Below are 14,846 nucleotides of genomic sequence, written 5' to 3'. Positions count from 1 at the left end.
AGCAGGGAGAGGGCATGTTAGGAGCAGATGGATTAAATTTAGCGTTAATGATTGCAGACTCTGGCATCGTTGATAGCGCCGTTAACGATTTAATGGCTCGCTCCCAAGTCGCCGCGTTGACAGAAAATCGCGGTGTAAGACGTTCTGTAAAAGGGCACTTGTTGAAATGGCGAGGCTCAGTAAAAAAGCGAATGACCCGAGTTTGTGAAACCGAACGCTTTCAACATGAACTCGCCCTGTACCAAGAAGTGATTCACTGGGATGAGGCTACGTTTTTCACTCAAATCAATGATGTGGTAAAAAAACTCGAGTGGCACTCAGCGTTTTATCTTCAAGCGCGACGTTTACTTGATAAAAATAATCAACACCATAATCCGATGTTTCCGCGCTATTTTTGTGACCTTTGGTACAAGAGCCTCGCAGATGCCATTAAACAAGCTGAATTGTCTGAGCTAGAAGCAAGTAAAGAGAAGTTTCTGACTGATCTCTATCAGCGTATGGAAACCATGAAGAATATGGATACCGTTGCGGAGCAGGGGGACGAGACCGCTGTTGGTCGCTTGTGGGATATGGCCGCTGCCAAGCTAACCAAAACTGACCTCAAGGTCATGTACAACCATGCTGAGTTCTTGAAAAAGAATAAGGGTTTGCAAGACATTGCTGAACAGCTTGGTCGGATGGCAAATGACCAAGATGACCCTGATCTAAATAAGTCGCCTACTGAAGCGCCAGAAATGGTTGAAGAGCTAAGTGATGAAGCGACGGACGACATTGTGGGCATTCATGAGTCCGATGACCTGAATAAATTACTGCCCAATGAAACCATGTTTCTTGCCTACCCAGAACTTGAAGTGGTGTTTTATAAGCATTTGGCTGATAAGCGGCTGATGAACTATAAGACTCAGGGTAAAACAAGGACGTTAAAAAAGGTTCGCACTACGCAACCAGACAACAGCCAAATTGAGGTAGATAAAGGCCCGTTTATTGTTTGTGTAGACGCATCAGGCTCAATGAGCGGCTTCCCAGAGCAGTGTGCAAAGGCAATGGCTTATGCATTGATGCAAATTGCTTTAGCCGAGTCCAGAGAGTGTTACGTTATTTTATTTTCAACCCAACACATCACGTACGAGCTAACTAAACAAGATGGGCTGCGTGAAGCCGCAGATTTCTTAAGTTATTCCTTTCATGGCGGAACGGACTTAGAGCCAGTGTTAACGCAATCAATAGAATTGATGTTATCAGATACCTACAAAAATGCTGACTTGGTTGTTATTTCTGATTTTATCGCGCCAGAGCAGTCACAAGAGCTGGTGGGTAAGATTAACGAGCTTAAAAACAACAAAAACCGTTTCCATGCGATTAACTTATCCAAGTACGGCAATCCGTCTCTGATGAATATGTTTGATCATTGTTGGTCTTATCACCCTAACCTTGTGGGGCGGATAATGAAAAAGTGGTGAGGATAGGTGTTTATCTAAATTGAGTAGTTTATAGAGGGGAACTTGGCTGGAACTCTCGATTGAATATTGCCCACATTGGCGCATAGCTAAGCGTATTGCACGTTTACCAAGCATACAAACCATCTTTCTACTATTTTTGTTTGACTAATCTCGCCCAATCCGTAAAGTATGCATCTCACACGGAGACAGTGTCTCGATAACGTGTTGATATTAAAGGCGCCTTGGCAGAGTGGCTATGCAGCGGATTGCAAATCCGTGGACCTCGGTTCGACTCCGGGAGGCGCCTCCATTCTCTTAATGAGAAATGGCCATGTAAGAAAAATTGCGATACTAGCTCAGTTGGTAGAGCGCAACCTTGCCAAGGTTGAGGTCATCGGTTCGAACCCGATGTATCGCTCCAAATTAAAATCTTATGGCGCAAGCGATGAGATACAGATGGTGTTTAACCACTCTTATTAAAGAGTACATTGGTTGGCGCATCGCAAAATATTGCGTGCCCTGGTGGTGGAATTGGTAGACACAAGGGATTTAAAATCCCTCGACGTTCGCGTTGTGCCGGTTCAAGTCCGGCCCGGGGCACCATCTATTATAGGTAGTATTTCTCCAAGTGCTATTTACTAAGTAATGCTACCATAGGCAGTACTTAGTTCAGCAATACAATATGGCGCCTTGGCAGAGTGGCTATGCAGCGGATTGCAAATCCGTGGACCTCGGTTCGACTCCGGGAGGCGCCTCCATTTTATCTCTATTTTTACATCTCCTAATGAAATATTACGAACGTTTAGCGAAGTTAGTCTTGGCTGGCGAGTGAGCTCCTTACTAACTTGATATAAGTGCTATGTACCGGGTATTCGTTTCGTTAGTTAAAACACTTGCGTCGTAAAATAGTCCCCGTTAGACTACCTAAAACACCTTTGGAGCAACCATGTTTATTGTCTATAAATTGATTAAACTCGCACTGATTACAGCGGTTTTCTTGTCTATCTTTGACTTGATTTCTTACGGGGAAGTGAATTGGTATAGTCGATTGTTGGGGTAGATTTATGTAGTCGCGAATATTTTACAGTATTCGCGAATAGTAAATGTAGATTCTTATTTTTTATGGCTACGTTTTCATAAATCTCATTGACTAGTGCTACTTATGAATTTAACGATCAAGACGGTCAAAGGAAAAGTAAATCAAAGCGATTATCGCATATCGCATATTTCACCATAGTATGTTCTACAATTATCATTAGAGCTGTGATTTCACTCGAAGAACTTCACATTACAAATTATATTAGATAGTCTAAATCTATTAATTAAATATCATCTAGTTACTATTGTATTTATTTATCCAGACGGAAATAAATATTTGTGAATAGTAATAATTTTATACCTTTGTGTGTTCTTATTTTATTGTCAATTATAGGTTGCAAATCAGATAATGAGATTGCAGATATTAAGGTTGCTTCTAATATAAATAATTTAGAATTTTCGGCTAATGACAATACCGATTTGGAGCCAATTCTAAATTCGATTCTTGGTAAAAAGTATATAGGATTAGCTGAGGCTGATCACGGTGGATCCAAAGCGTATAAATTCCGTTCTCGCTTGGTAAAGTATCTACACCAGGAGGGAGCGAGCAATGTGTTAGCGATGGAGAGTGGCCTATACGATGGTCTTAGACTTTGGCAAAGAGTTAAAGATAAGGAAGTAACAAATATACGGGATGCTTTACTCTATTCTTTTATGTTTATGTACGTCGAAACCCCTGAAATATACCCTTTGTACAGATATATTGAAGATAATGCATTCAATGATAGTCCGTTAGTCCTCGTAGGTTTTGACGGGCGTCATTCTAGTGACCCTGCGTGTGAATTGATGATTGGAGAGTTACAGGTATTTATTGAAAACAATCAATTGACTACAGTGAATTGGGCGAGGTTTTTATATGCAGGGCAAGGGACAATGTGCCCTTGGTCATACCCAGAGTTAACACAAGAAGAAAAGAACTTTTATGCTTCAACGTTGCAGCAACTAAATGTGGTCACATCACAAATGAAAGCAACCCAACCGTTACCCTCAATTGAAGACCGAGATGACTTTAGAACGTACGCAACATTTTGGTTGCAAGTTATTAAAAGTATGCAAGCGCAATATGAAGAGCGTTGGTATGGTGATCACAATCCAGATGAAATAATGCAGGCTGACAATTTATATTGGTTAGCGAATGAGTGGCTACCAAAAGAAAATATTATGGCATGGGGTCATAATATACATGTTGGACGATTGGAAAATACTTGGGGCCAGTTGGGCACTAAGGCTGCATTTAGTCATTTAGAGGTGATGCAGCCCAACAAAACATACAGTTTACTTCATGTATTCAATACCGCGACTCTTACAAGTTTTGATGCAGATCCCGAAAAAAGGAAAATAACTTACTTTGTTGATAGCCGACCTAATAGTGTCGAGAGGGTTTTAGCTGGATTAGGGGTAGAGGATGCTTTTATTTTACCATCTGAAATATCATCATTAGATACTTCATTCAGCATTAATGGCTATAGTGTAGAGAATATCGAAGACATGGCGGATGGTATATTTTTCACGCGGCATGAAACACCAAGCTCTATCGATTCACCTAGATGATGTATGAATAATATTGGAGTAGTCAATAGAATAAGCTATTGATGAAAAACACTTCAATGTTGAATAAAACGGCTTTATCTAACATTGAAGTGTATTAACGAATAAAAATATTAAGCCACAGACTTAACAGCCTTTTTCTCTTGCATCATTTTCGCTAAAAAATAGACATTTACGCAGGCGATAAAGCCATTGGTGATGACAACTGGCATTGAGTCGATCGCTAAGCCGTATGCGGTAAACAATGCGCAGCCAATGAAATTGAGTACTCTTAGCTTAACAATGTCTTTCATCGTTAATGAGATCGCCACCATAATTGATGCCGCGTAGCCAAGAATTTCCACCATATTTGCGTCCATATTTTGCTCCTCTAAATCTTGCCAGATTAACTGGTACCAATTCTTCTCATCTTGAGATTACCGAGGAAGCTCCTTGCCTCGAATGGTGTATGTTGTGTATGGGATAAATACTAACAAGCCTAGAACTGTGATTAAACCCATAGTTTCGCTATTGGAGAGGGTTAGCGATTACGCAAACGTTTAGTCGAGGTGTTATTGCTGAGATAACTCAATATGTTGAATTGCAGATGACAGAGGGAATGGAGGCTGAATATGAAACCGCCCGCTATGATAGCGGGCGGTTATTGTTGTTAGGTCAGAAATACGTTAATTATTTCTTGCCTTGAACAAGCTGCTTGTCTTCTTCTGTCAATTCACGGATACGACGGCTGATGTCGCGACGTGCTTTTGAGATCTCTGCGCTTTTGATGATGTGATCATCAACACGATCTTCGTAATCTGCTTTCATGTTTTTGATGATTGTTAAAATTTCATCATGTGACATGTCTGGCTTAATGTAGTCCAGTAGGTTTTCAAGAAGGTCGACGCGCTTACGGTTATCACGAACTTTTTTCTCGTTATCTAGCAGTTCACGTTTTAGTTTGTTCTTACGACGTGCTTGAGACACGATTTCGAATACACTACTCATAAAATCCTTTCCTAAATTATTCGTCAAAATCTAGTTTGATTAAAACACAACAATCGACTGTAGAACAGTCCTTAGATCAATGCTGGACGATTGTTGATTATAATCTAAACACTTAGCTAATAACCAATTGAGTTAAAGGGGCAGTTAGCGCTATGATTTCGGTAATTGAGCGATTACAGTGTGATAAGTCATGTTGCCGAGTCCTAAGCGATACCCTAAAGAGAGTTGTGAGATCGATGTTAGTGAAGAGCATTGCTCATCCCTAACTACTTGCAAAAGTGGTGTAGCACCTAAACTCAAGCAAGCCTATATCGACGAGCGAGTAAAGTTAGAGCTTACCGAAGTCGAATTAAATCGTTCACGTGTTGTGATAATGGATCAGCATGGACATGTTATTAAAGTGCCATTTTTGGTAGAGCATTGAGCAAGAATATCAGCCAGAAAGATAAAAGGATTCATATGAGCATTGAACTTTCCCCGTTAGAAGCAAGAGTCATCGGTTGTCTTATCGAAAAAGAAGTAACCACACCTGATCATTACCCGCTGACCCTAAACAGCCTAACTTCGGCATGTAATCAAAAAAGTAATCGTGAGCCAGTATTGGCACTGAGCGAGGCTGAAGTTCAAGATACACTCGAAGGGTTGATTAATCGCAGGTTAGTCAGTGATGAGAGTGCATTTAATAGTCGCGTATCTAAATACCAACATCGTTTTTGTAACACGGAGTTTGGTGACTTACAGCTAACGCCTCAGGAAAAGGGGATAGTTTGCTGCATGCTACTAAGAGGCGCGCAGACCCCTGGCGAGCTAAGAACCCGTACCAATCGCTTATGCAATTTTAGTGATGTTAAAGAAGTAGAAGCGACGCTAGATGCTATGGCATCTCGTGAGCATGGTGCACTTGTGATTAAACTTCCGCGTGAAGCGGGTAAGCGAGAGTCACGATATGCACACTTGCTTAGTGGCGAAGTCGATGTGGCAGCATTGGCTGAGGCTTCAGCGGCTGCCGTAATTGTAAATACGAGTAATAGTGACGGTCGCCTTGAAGCTCTGGAGCTTAAAGTTGAGTCACTGGAGTCAGAGTTAGCAGAACTAAAGGCATTGGTCGTATCTTTGACTGAGTAGTGTAACTTAGACTGAGTAGTGTAACAAAGGCGGTTAATGTTAGCCGCCATTTTACTACTGTAATCTTAGCGAACTTTGTAATGCTAAAGGCTCATTAGTTGATCAGTATTCGTCTTCCATTAGATTTAGATGACTTTATCTTTTCGTTATCGCGACTGCTCGTGTTTACTAAAATGGGAATGTTTAATGACGAAACTAGTTGAATCTTGGACGGTCTACTTATTACGAACTAACGAGCAAAAGCTTTATTGTGGCATTACCAATAATATGACACGGCGATTAAAGCAGCACGAGTCGGGTAAAGGTGCAAAATCATTAAGAGGGCGTGGACCGTTATCGTTGGTTTGGACTCAGTCAGCAGCGGACAAAAGTGATGCCCTTAAAACTGAATTCGCGATCAAAAAGTTATCCAAAGCGCAAAAAGAGCAGTTGGTGGCAAATTCGAAGCGATTTATCTTAGGCGAGTAAGTCACGTTTACTAGCTGTAGGTCGGAGTTTTGTATACAATTGTAATAAAACGCCAACATGATAATTACTAATGAAAAAGACGTTTTCTCTGTTAAGTCAAACATTGCTCATTGCTTGCTCTGCACCCGCGTGGTCGAGTGAATCTCTCCCTGGTTATTGGGAGTATCATGAATTCCTCAACGAATTTCCTCAACAAAATCTACTAACTGAATCACTATCTCAAGCTGTTAGAGCGCCAGCTGTCCCGCTTTCCATTACTCAAAAAGAGCCTGTGACCATATCGGTTGTATATCCTGGACAACAGGTATCGGACTATTGGGTCCGTAATATTAAAGCTTTTGAGTCTCGAATGGATGAGCTAGGCATTGATTATGAAATCAACCAAGTTTTTACTCGTCCTAACATTGATATACGCCAACAAAGCGTATCTTTGATGGAAGCGGTAAAAAATAAATCTGGCTATTTGATTTTTACTCTAGATACGACACGTCACCGTAAATTTATTGAACACGTATTGCATTCGACCGATACGAAGCTAATTTTGCAAAATATCACAACGCCAGTGAAGGAGTGGTCGAGTACTCAGCCATTTATGTATGTGGGGTTTGACCACGTAAAAGGAAGCCATGTATTAGCCAGCTACTTTAAGCAGACGGTATCTGAAAAGAGTGCGTATTCCGTTTTGTATTTCTCGGAAGGTTATGTGAGTGATGCAAGGGGAGGAACGTTTATTCAGGATATGTCGGCTGAAGATAGCTATCGGTTAGCCTCTTCATATTACACCAAAGCTAATAAAGAAAGCGGTTATCAAGCCGCGATTGATACTTTAACTGAGCATCCTGAGATTAAGTTTATTTATGCCTGTGCAACCGATGTTGCGCTAGGGGCAGCTGAAGCTATTAAAGAGCTTAAGCGAGATGATGTTGTCATTAATGGGTGGGGTGGAGGCTCTGCCGAACTAGAAGCCATAAATAAAGGAGACCTAGACGTCACTGTAATGCGGATGAACGACGATACAGGTGTTGCGATGGCAGAGGCGATTAAATGGGATTTGGAAAGTAAACCTGTTCCAACGGTCTTTTCAGGCGACTTTGAGCTAGTTACTAGTGACGACTCAGCGACAAAAATTGAGCGACTCAAAGCGCAAGCCTTCCGCTATTCCGATAACTAACGATGCCACTAACGGATTTTAATAGTCGTAAGACACTCGCCACCCTGATTACTCGTATTGTAGTTTGGGTGATTGGTCTGTTTACTATAGGTATGCTATTGCAAAGTTGGCACCTGAGTCGTGACTTAGTTAGGGAAGAAGTACAACGCACGTCACGTCAGACAAGCAGTTTGGTTAGAAATTACTTCGATTATCGTTTAGCTTCATTAAAAGTACTTCAGGATAGCAACGCCAAAAGTGATACGGTTGAGCAGTTTTTTGACAAATATGACAGTCGTTCACTTGATTACTTTTTTCTAAGAGAAGACAACTTAGAGCCTGTGCATTCGCCGGATTTTCGTTTTATTACGCACCTAACTGATATTATCTGGGACGACGGTAATGCTCTCTTTTATGGTTTGGAGGATCACAGCCTACAAGACATACTTCTTCAAGTGGGTGCCCACAGTAATTGGAATACGGTTCGAGTGGACTCTCAACTAGGTGAGCTATTTATTCTTGTTCGTCGTACACCCGTTATTAATAGCGAGTCTGGAGAAGTGCTTGGTTATGTATTTGTCGGCATTGTTTTAAATGACAACGCTGGTCTACTATCTAGCATAATGAGTGGCAGTAACAGTGATGACGTGCTTTTAAAGTTTGATGATCGCTTTGTTGCGTCAACCATTTCTGAAGAAGATAACTATACTCACCTATCTATTCTAGAAATGATCCAGAATGGTAAGAAGGATTTTGGAAAGTTATTAATATCTGAGACAAACCTTTCAGTAGGTCTTAATAAGCACGTGCTTAAGGTGTATTCAATTCAGCGTAACCCTAGTGTGCTGGTGCTACGTAACAGCTACTTGGTTTGGATTGCTCTTTCATTGGCAGTGATTGTTTCGGTGTCATTTGTCACGCGTAAGTGGTTGAATAAAAAAGTGAGCATAGAGCTAGCTAAGCTCATGTCATATACCAAAGTGGCGGGAAATGAGGGTGATTTTAAGAAGTTCACGGGTTCTTCCATCTACGAGTTTAACCACATAGGGCTTACATTAAGCGACACGTTTGATCGATTGTCCGAGCAGAAAAAACTCTTTCAGGATCTATTCAATTTCTCATTGTCACCGATAATTGTATGGTCTGATACTTCTACTATCATGCGCATTAATCCGGCGGGTAAAAAAGCACTTGGTTTGTCGATGGATTCGGATAGTAGTGGTAGTGAAACCTATTTAGCATTTGTTCAATTGATGCAAACGCATGTGCAAAAAGCAAACCTAGGCGCCACTCTTACGGGAATAAACGTACCGATTGGTGACAAAGTGTATCGTTGGAATTTATCCGCGATACAGCCGAATGGTATTAAAACGTTGGTACTTGCCCAAGGACAGGACATTACGGTTTTAATTGAAGCTGAACGACAAAGTAAAAAAGCCCGTAAAGAAGCAGAATCTGCAGCAAAGGCTCGCACCGATTTCTTGGCTAAAATGAGTCATGAAATACGAACGCCACTCAATGGAATATTGGGTATTTCACAGTTGCTTAAGCAGGGGAGCGTTGAAAGTAATTATCAAGAACAAATTGGCGTGCTATGTCAAAGTGGTGAACATTTACTGGCCGTTCTCAATGACGTTCTTGATTTTGCAAAAATAGAAAATGGAAGTTTTCATGTAGAAAAACATACCTTTAAGTTCAGTGAGATTACTACAGCGTTGAATGGTATTTACAGTCCTTTGTGTACTGAAAAAGGCGTGGATTTTGTTATCAATAATCAACTCCCTAAAGACGTAATACTTAACACGGACCAAGTAAGATTAAACCAGATTCTCTTTAATTTAGTTAGTAATGCCATCAAGTTTACCCACAAGGGCCTTGTTAAGGTTTCTTTCTTTTTAGACCCTACGTTACAGCGCTCAAGTGATGTATTACGTATTATCGTTGAAGATACGGGGATAGGCATATCTGAAGATCAGATGTCTCAAATCTTTGATCCTTTCGTTCAATCTGAAGCGACATCCATTCGCGAGTATGGAGGCAGTGGCTTAGGGTTAGCGATTGTGAAACATTTAGTACATTTATTTGATGGTGATGTTTTACTAGAAAGCCGCCTTGGCAAAGGGACGCGTTTTACTATTGAGCTGCCTGTTGAATTTATCGTGGAAAAGACAGCTGAGCAGCGAGCCATAGAACCTGAGTTGGATTTTAACTTATTCAATAGAGCGCTCGCGGTTCTTTTAGTTGAAGATAACCACACTAACGCCTTTATTGCTAAAGCATTTTGTGAAAAATATGGCATGCATGTTTATTGGGCAAGGGACGGGCATGAGGCATTTGAGCTTTTGAATAGTATGCCGTTTGATTTGATTTTAATGGATAACCAATTACCCTCGATCTCCGGCATACAAATCACTCAAGAAGTAAAACTTAACGATGAGATCAACACACCAATTTACGCTTGTACTGCGGATAATTTGGAAGCTACAAGGGACGCATTTATGGCTGCAGGTGCTGACTACGTCATAGTCAAACCGATAAAAGAGAAATCACTCAATCAAGCGTTAAAGTATTTTAAGCATCACCACTATGTTGATGATAGAGCGTAAATGCTGTCGATGATATAGCGTAACTATCGAATATTCGGAAGCTTTTGTTTATAGGCGTTCTAAATGTAGAGATACCTGTAACCTATAAATTAGTTATGTTTCTAATACCTTGCCTATCATGGCTAGACCGTTGATAGGTAAGGTACTGTTAGACAAGGCATTGATAGGCTGACGTAAACGAATAGGTTAGCGAGCCAACTTGTGGTGCGCTTGAGAAAAATGACCGGCACAAAAGGCGCCAACAATCGACAGCTCCCCGGCAAGACAAAGTACGGCAGTGACTTCTGCGAGCGCTTGAGATTTTCCAGTACCGTGTAAACCAAGTAGGTCTAGACAGGCTTTTTGACTTGGTAGATTTGTTCCGCCACCGACTGTGCCGACCATGATGTTGGGCAAGGTCACGCTGGCGTAGAGGTCACCATCTTTGGTTAACTCCATCCTAGTCATCCCAATGGCAGATTCGGCGACGCATGCCGCATCTTGCCCACAAGCGATATATAGTGCTGCTAAGGCGTTAGCATAGTGAGCGTTGATTCCTATCGTGCCGCTTAATGCACCGCCTACGGTGGTCATTTGCGCAAATTCAGTCATTTTCTTCGGTGTAGTATGAAGGAATTTTTTAATAAGCTCTGCCGGTATGGTTACTTCGGCAGTCACTTTTTTACCACGAACACTTCTTAAGGATTGAGAGTTTGCTTTTTTGTCACCAGAAAGGTTTGCGTCAAGAAAGGCGAATTCAGGTTCGATAGGAGAGTGCTTAAGAATAAATTCAAATACACAGTTTGTGGCAATGGTGACCATATTTTGGCCAGAGGCATCTCCAGTTAGATATTCAAACACCAGATACACGTGGTTGCCTTCGATATTAACATTAATATCGATGAGCTTTCCGTGTGAGGTTGTTGATTCTGCCAGAAGTTTGAAGTCGTCGAATTGCGTGACGACCCAAGCGACAAACTGACCTGCTTCAATAAGCGAACGAAATGCAAAACCCGGCGTGCGAGTCACACCTTCGTTAAGCAACATCGCACTGGCCCCACCGCTTGCCGTGATTAGGTTGGCGCCACGGTTGTATGATGCCACCAATGCCGCTTCTGTCGTAGCGAGTGGGACCTGATAGTCCCCTTGGGCAAACAAACCATTAACCCGCATTGGACCTGCAGTACCTATTGGCATTTTTAGAGTGCCAATAAAAAATTCGATATTTTTACCGTACTCATCCATTTGAATTTGAGTATGAGAATCGAGAATCTGCGCTTTCGCTGACTCGTTATTTAGCTGCTTCCAACGGTAATCAACCTGACGCTGAGTCAAGTTTGGGCTGCGGTTGATACGTCGATTTGAAGCGTGCATCTTGGGTGCGAGCTTGCTTTGTAATTCAGTCAGAGCGTCATCTTGAGTAATATTATCAAGATAGTCTCGTTTATGTAGGTTAATTTTGGGCATTTCAGTCGTGGTAGAACAGTTTGGGAGAATTCTACTTAGGTCAGCGTCAGATACAAGTCAATTCCGGCCACCAAGCTAAGATAGTATTGTCTTGTGCTTGATTTCCGGTTCTTTTCTCAAAAGATTGGTAATACTTGTAAACAATTTTGTCAAAATAGGCGCAGAATTAGACTGAATTTAGCGGAACAGCTGTGCAAGAGCATTCATTTCATCTTCGTTAAGTAGTGAATGCGTCGCTGGTTCCAATTGACTGGATATTTCGCTTTTAAGCGATTTTAGCTGTTGAGGAGACAGTAGCTTTAGCTGTTCTTTAAGTCGTTCAAATTGTTGATGAGTCATTGGGTCACCTGTGACAAATGTATTGAGCAAATCTGGATGAGATCCGTTCATCGGCAATTCTTATTAATTATTTAAACAGTAATTTATAGATTATGCGGTCAATATTTGTCCGAGAATTGTAAGCGTATTTTTAGCACGAGGTGAGAATTGCAACCAACGAACCCTTATGGAGAAAGGGTTCGTTGGTGATTGTTAACGTAATATTATAGTGATATCAGCAAATTAGGCTGTTATTGACCGGGTAGGGCTGTCACTTTTTTAGAATCTTCTAGCGTAGAAAAAGTGTTAGCCAAAACGTGGAGTTCTGGCAGCATGCGATAGATCAAATGCAGTTGTTGTAGCACCATTCTAGCCGAACGATCATCCTCATCTCGCCACTCGGTGAGGCGTCGATGGATATCGAACTGATCAACGGTAGAAAAGACACAGTCCTCTGAGTAGGTAGCTAATTGGTGCTCCAATTGTTCCAGGTGATTGTTAATCGTTCGGTGAGCCTCTAATACCAACTGGTGAATAGACTCATCTTCCAAACGTTGGCGGTGTGCGCCTAGCGCTGAAACATAACTAAGTAACGCGTGATTTAATGTAAGGAACCTGAAGCTTTCATCTGTTGCAAGTTGATAGCGTCCAGGTTCTGCGAGCATATTGGATATGGCGTTAGTTAAGTGAGCATCAGCATTGTGTGCTTGCCGACGAGCAATTCGATAGCTTAGGTCATTTTTTTTACCAACACGATACTGACCAATGATTTGCATCAAATATTGACGGTTACAATGGATAGCGTCGGACATTACTTTATGCAGCTTGCGTGACTCCCAATCAGGCAAAATGAAATAGACGGCGGCAACGGCTAACCCGCAGCCAACTAGTGTATCCATTAGCCTTGGTAGAACTACGGCGTAGCCTTCACCCAACTGATGGAAACAGAGCAGAACCAGTACCGTAATAAAGCCCGTTGCATAGCCGTAGTTGTTGATCCGGAAAGCAAAAAACATAACCCCAGACAGTACAATCAGTAGCAGCTGGCTTTCCTGAGAGGGGAAAAGAGTTAATAGCGGAACCCCTATAAACAGACCTACGAGTGTGCCTGCGACACGTGCAGAAAGTTTTTTCCGTGTCGCGCTGTAGTTAGGCTGACAAACAAATAGAGTGGTTAGTAAGATCCAATAACCGCGTTCAATATCGAAAAATTGAATGATGCCGTAACCTAACGTCAGTGCAATGGAAAGCCGAACTGCATGTCGAAACAGAATAGACTCGGTGCTTATATTTGTTTTAATTTTTGCCCACATTGCGGACAGTGTATGAGGGTTAGTATCATCTAAGACCGTTTCATCCGCCACCCCACTGTCTGGGTTACTAACATTACTCAGCAGCTTTTCAACCGTGGCCAAATTATTAAGCAGGTAGTTTAACTGAGGCAGTGAGGAGTATTGTGCTTTTTCCTGATGCTCGTTTAAATAATCGATAGAATCTTGTAACTCAACCAGTGCTTTTACCGAGCGGTCATCGTGATCATATTGCTTACCCAATTTAATGGCTAAGGCAATGTCGCGACAGGCTTGAGCTTGAGTCTCGAGCACATGTTTGAAACGAAATAAGACATCGGTGCGCCCAAATTGTGCAGATAGTTCTTGGTATCTTGAGTGGCTCGAGCTCACGCGCTCATGGATATCTTGGGCAATGAGATAGACTCTTAGAAAGCGGTCGCTAGGTCCGTCTACATGTCCTTTACGAGAGCGATTAAGTAGTGTGGCCTTGCAAGCATTGAGAGCGTTTACCGTTTTTGCGTTGAACTTCGCTTCATCGAGGCGATACGGCTGAGGTATTAAATCGAAGGTTGGATGGAACAAGCCACGCTTGGCATCGAGGTATAGCGAAAGATCTTTGAAAACATTTGCGAGACTTTGTTGAACAGGTTGAAGCGGCCAAAAGATATTCCAAATCATTGATATTAGGTAGTACCACGCTGCGCCAGTTAACAAGAGAAGTGGCTGAAACCATAAGTTGGTACTTTCGTGAGCGCCAAGCATTGCGTAGATAGCGATGAGAAGTGACCCAAAGGCAATACTTGCATATCTAGCCCCTAATGCGCCTAGCATGATGAATAAAAACGTCGAACAAAAGAGGCCAATGGCGAATGCCCATGGCGTTTTGAACAAAAACTCAATTGAAAACGCAGCAATGGCGAAGCAAATAAAGGTTAAGGTGATGGCTTTAAGGCGACCGACAAAACTATCATCACTTTCTGCAAGAGCGGCAGCAATGACGCCAAGAATTAAAGGGGTAACCCAAGAATTCTTGTCTAAGTACCAGGCTGGTATAACCACGCCTAAGAGAGTGATTAGCATTAAAATGCTGTAGTTAAAGGTTTTATTAGCCCATTGAAGACGAAGTTGACGGAATATACTCACGAGAACGGCTACATTAAATCAAAACGCCATTCTATCAGAAAGTCACTTCTCTGTTATACCCTAAGTCAATGAAGTGACGAGTGATTGAACTTACTCTCCTTGGGGCGAGCGTTAAGTTGTTCCATCTTTTTGCTGACGGGGCACTGAGGCGAAGTAGGTGGAACGTAATGTGGTTAAGGTTTCGCAATGCCGATTTCCAAACTGTCGATCTCGACGATGGTTAGTT

The 14,846-nt window shown here is 41.9% G+C and carries 12 protein-coding genes and 4 tRNA genes; 11 read left to right on the top strand and 5 right to left on the bottom strand.

Translation table 11 applies throughout. The features are described from left to right. Positions 1-14 precede the first annotated feature (14 nt). The 6 genes from viaA (at position 15) to L4D74_RS06140 (ending at position 4,088) form a co-directional block, all read left to right on the top strand. On the top strand, positions 15-1,460 hold the full coding sequence (gene viaA, locus L4D74_RS06165) for an ATPase RavA stimulator ViaA (protein WP_428751259.1): 1,446 nt from the start codon (positions 15-17) through the stop codon (positions 1,458-1,460). A gap of 215 nt (positions 1,461-1,675) precedes the next feature. Next, positions 1,676-1,749: transfer RNA gene (locus L4D74_RS06160), tRNA-Cys, on the top strand. 35 nt (positions 1,750-1,784) lie between these two features. Beyond that, a tRNA-Gly gene (locus L4D74_RS06155) sits at positions 1,785-1,860 on the top strand. Positions 1,861-1,955: 95 nt separating this feature from the next. Further along, positions 1,956-2,042: transfer RNA gene (locus L4D74_RS06150), tRNA-Leu, on the top strand. Positions 2,043-2,123: 81 nt separating this feature from the next. Continuing rightward, positions 2,124-2,197: transfer RNA gene (locus L4D74_RS06145), tRNA-Cys, on the top strand. Positions 2,198-2,816: 619 nt separating this feature from the next. After that, a complete protein-coding gene (locus tag L4D74_RS06140) occupies positions 2,817-4,088 on the top strand; it encodes an erythromycin esterase family protein (RefSeq protein WP_428751258.1) in 1,272 nt (423 codons plus the stop codon). Positions 4,089-4,198: 110 nt separating this feature from the next. Here the strand turns inward: L4D74_RS06140 and L4D74_RS06135 are convergent, their stop codons facing one another. Beyond that, positions 4,199-4,444 (bottom strand): YgjV family protein, encoded by a 246-nt coding sequence (locus tag L4D74_RS06135; protein ID WP_428751257.1) that lies wholly within the window; start codon positions 4,442-4,444, stop codon positions 4,199-4,201. Positions 4,445-4,754: 310 nt separating this feature from the next. Further along, entirely contained in the window at positions 4,755-5,072 is a 318-nt protein-coding gene (locus L4D74_RS06130; protein WP_428751256.1) for a DUF496 family protein, read from the bottom strand. 190 nt (positions 5,073-5,262) lie between these two features. Here L4D74_RS06130 and L4D74_RS06125 point away from each other — a divergent pair, with 190 nt between their 5' ends. The 5 genes from L4D74_RS06125 to luxQ all read left to right on the top strand — a co-directional run bounded on the left by L4D74_RS06125 (position 5,263) and on the right by luxQ (position 10,421). After that, a complete protein-coding gene (locus L4D74_RS06125; protein ID WP_428751255.1) occupies positions 5,263-5,496 on the top strand; it encodes a hypothetical protein in 234 nt (77 codons plus the stop codon). Positions 5,497-5,531: 35 nt separating this feature from the next. Further along, positions 5,532-6,197 (top strand): YceH family protein, encoded by a 666-nt coding sequence (locus L4D74_RS06120; protein ID WP_428751254.1) that lies wholly within the window; start codon positions 5,532-5,534, stop codon positions 6,195-6,197. A gap of 186 nt (positions 6,198-6,383) precedes the next feature. After that, positions 6,384-6,665, top strand: a complete 282-nt coding sequence (locus L4D74_RS06115; protein WP_428751253.1) for a GIY-YIG nuclease family protein — start codon at positions 6,384-6,386, stop codon at positions 6,663-6,665. A 70-nt stretch (positions 6,666-6,735) separates the two neighbouring features. Continuing rightward, positions 6,736-7,836 carry an autoinducer 2-binding periplasmic protein LuxP gene (locus L4D74_RS06110; RefSeq protein WP_428751252.1) on the top strand — a complete coding sequence of 367 codons (1,101 nt, stop codon included), beginning with the start codon at positions 6,736-6,738 and terminating at the stop codon, positions 7,834-7,836. A 2-nt stretch (positions 7,837-7,838) separates the two neighbouring features. Further along, on the top strand, positions 7,839-10,421 hold the full coding sequence (gene luxQ, locus L4D74_RS06105) for a quorum-sensing autoinducer 2 sensor kinase/phosphatase LuxQ (protein WP_428751251.1): 2,583 nt from the start codon (positions 7,839-7,841) through the stop codon (positions 10,419-10,421). Positions 10,422-10,607: 186 nt separating this feature from the next. On the opposite strand, the gene L4D74_RS06100 is transcribed toward luxQ, so the two are convergent. From L4D74_RS06100 to yccS, 3 genes are all read right to left on the bottom strand, one after another. Further along, on the bottom strand, positions 10,608-11,867 hold the full coding sequence (locus L4D74_RS06100) for a hydroxymethylglutaryl-CoA reductase (RefSeq protein ID WP_428751250.1): 1,260 nt from the start codon (positions 11,865-11,867) through the stop codon (positions 10,608-10,610). 177 nt (positions 11,868-12,044) lie between these two features. Continuing rightward, positions 12,045-12,257, bottom strand: coding sequence for a hypothetical protein (locus L4D74_RS06095; protein WP_428751249.1), 213 nt, complete (start codon positions 12,255-12,257; stop codon positions 12,045-12,047). Between the two features lie 179 nt (positions 12,258-12,436). Then, positions 12,437-14,620 carry a YccS family putative transporter gene (gene yccS, locus L4D74_RS06090; protein ID WP_428751248.1) on the bottom strand — a complete coding sequence of 728 codons (2,184 nt, stop codon included), beginning with the start codon at positions 14,618-14,620 and terminating at the stop codon, positions 12,437-12,439. Between the last annotated feature and the right edge of the window lie 226 nt (positions 14,621-14,846).

It is taken from the genome of Vibrio cionasavignyae (assembly GCF_050337155.1).
Taxonomy (GTDB): Bacteria; Pseudomonadota; Gammaproteobacteria; order Enterobacterales; family Vibrionaceae; genus Vibrio; species Vibrio nomapromontoriensis.
The sequence above is the reverse complement of the archived record's forward strand: the minus strand, read 5'-3'. Positions and strand labels throughout refer to the sequence as shown.

Coding starts and splice junctions, on each gene's coding strand:
- viaA (WP_428751259.1), top strand. CDS start 15: ATGTTAGGAGCAGATGGATTAAATTTAGCGTTAATGATTGCAGACTCT.
- L4D74_RS06135 (WP_428751257.1), bottom strand. CDS start 4,444: ATGGACGCAAATATGGTGGAAATTCTTGGCTACGCGGCATCAATTATG.
- L4D74_RS06130 (WP_428751256.1), bottom strand. CDS start 5,072: ATGAGTAGTGTATTCGAAATCGTGTCTCAAGCACGTCGTAAGAACAAA.
- L4D74_RS06125 (WP_428751255.1), top strand. CDS start 5,263: ATGTTGCCGAGTCCTAAGCGATACCCTAAAGAGAGTTGTGAGATCGAT.
- L4D74_RS06120 (WP_428751254.1), top strand. CDS start 5,532: ATGAGCATTGAACTTTCCCCGTTAGAAGCAAGAGTCATCGGTTGTCTT.
- L4D74_RS06115 (WP_428751253.1), top strand. CDS start 6,384: ATGACGAAACTAGTTGAATCTTGGACGGTCTACTTATTACGAACTAAC.
- L4D74_RS06110 (WP_428751252.1), top strand. CDS start 6,736: ATGAAAAAGACGTTTTCTCTGTTAAGTCAAACATTGCTCATTGCTTGC.
- luxQ (WP_428751251.1), top strand. CDS start 7,839: ATGCCACTAACGGATTTTAATAGTCGTAAGACACTCGCCACCCTGATT.
- L4D74_RS06100 (WP_428751250.1), bottom strand. CDS start 11,867: ATGCCCAAAATTAACCTACATAAACGAGACTATCTTGATAATATTACT.
- L4D74_RS06095 (WP_428751249.1), bottom strand. CDS start 12,257: ATGAACGGATCTCATCCAGATTTGCTCAATACATTTGTCACAGGTGAC.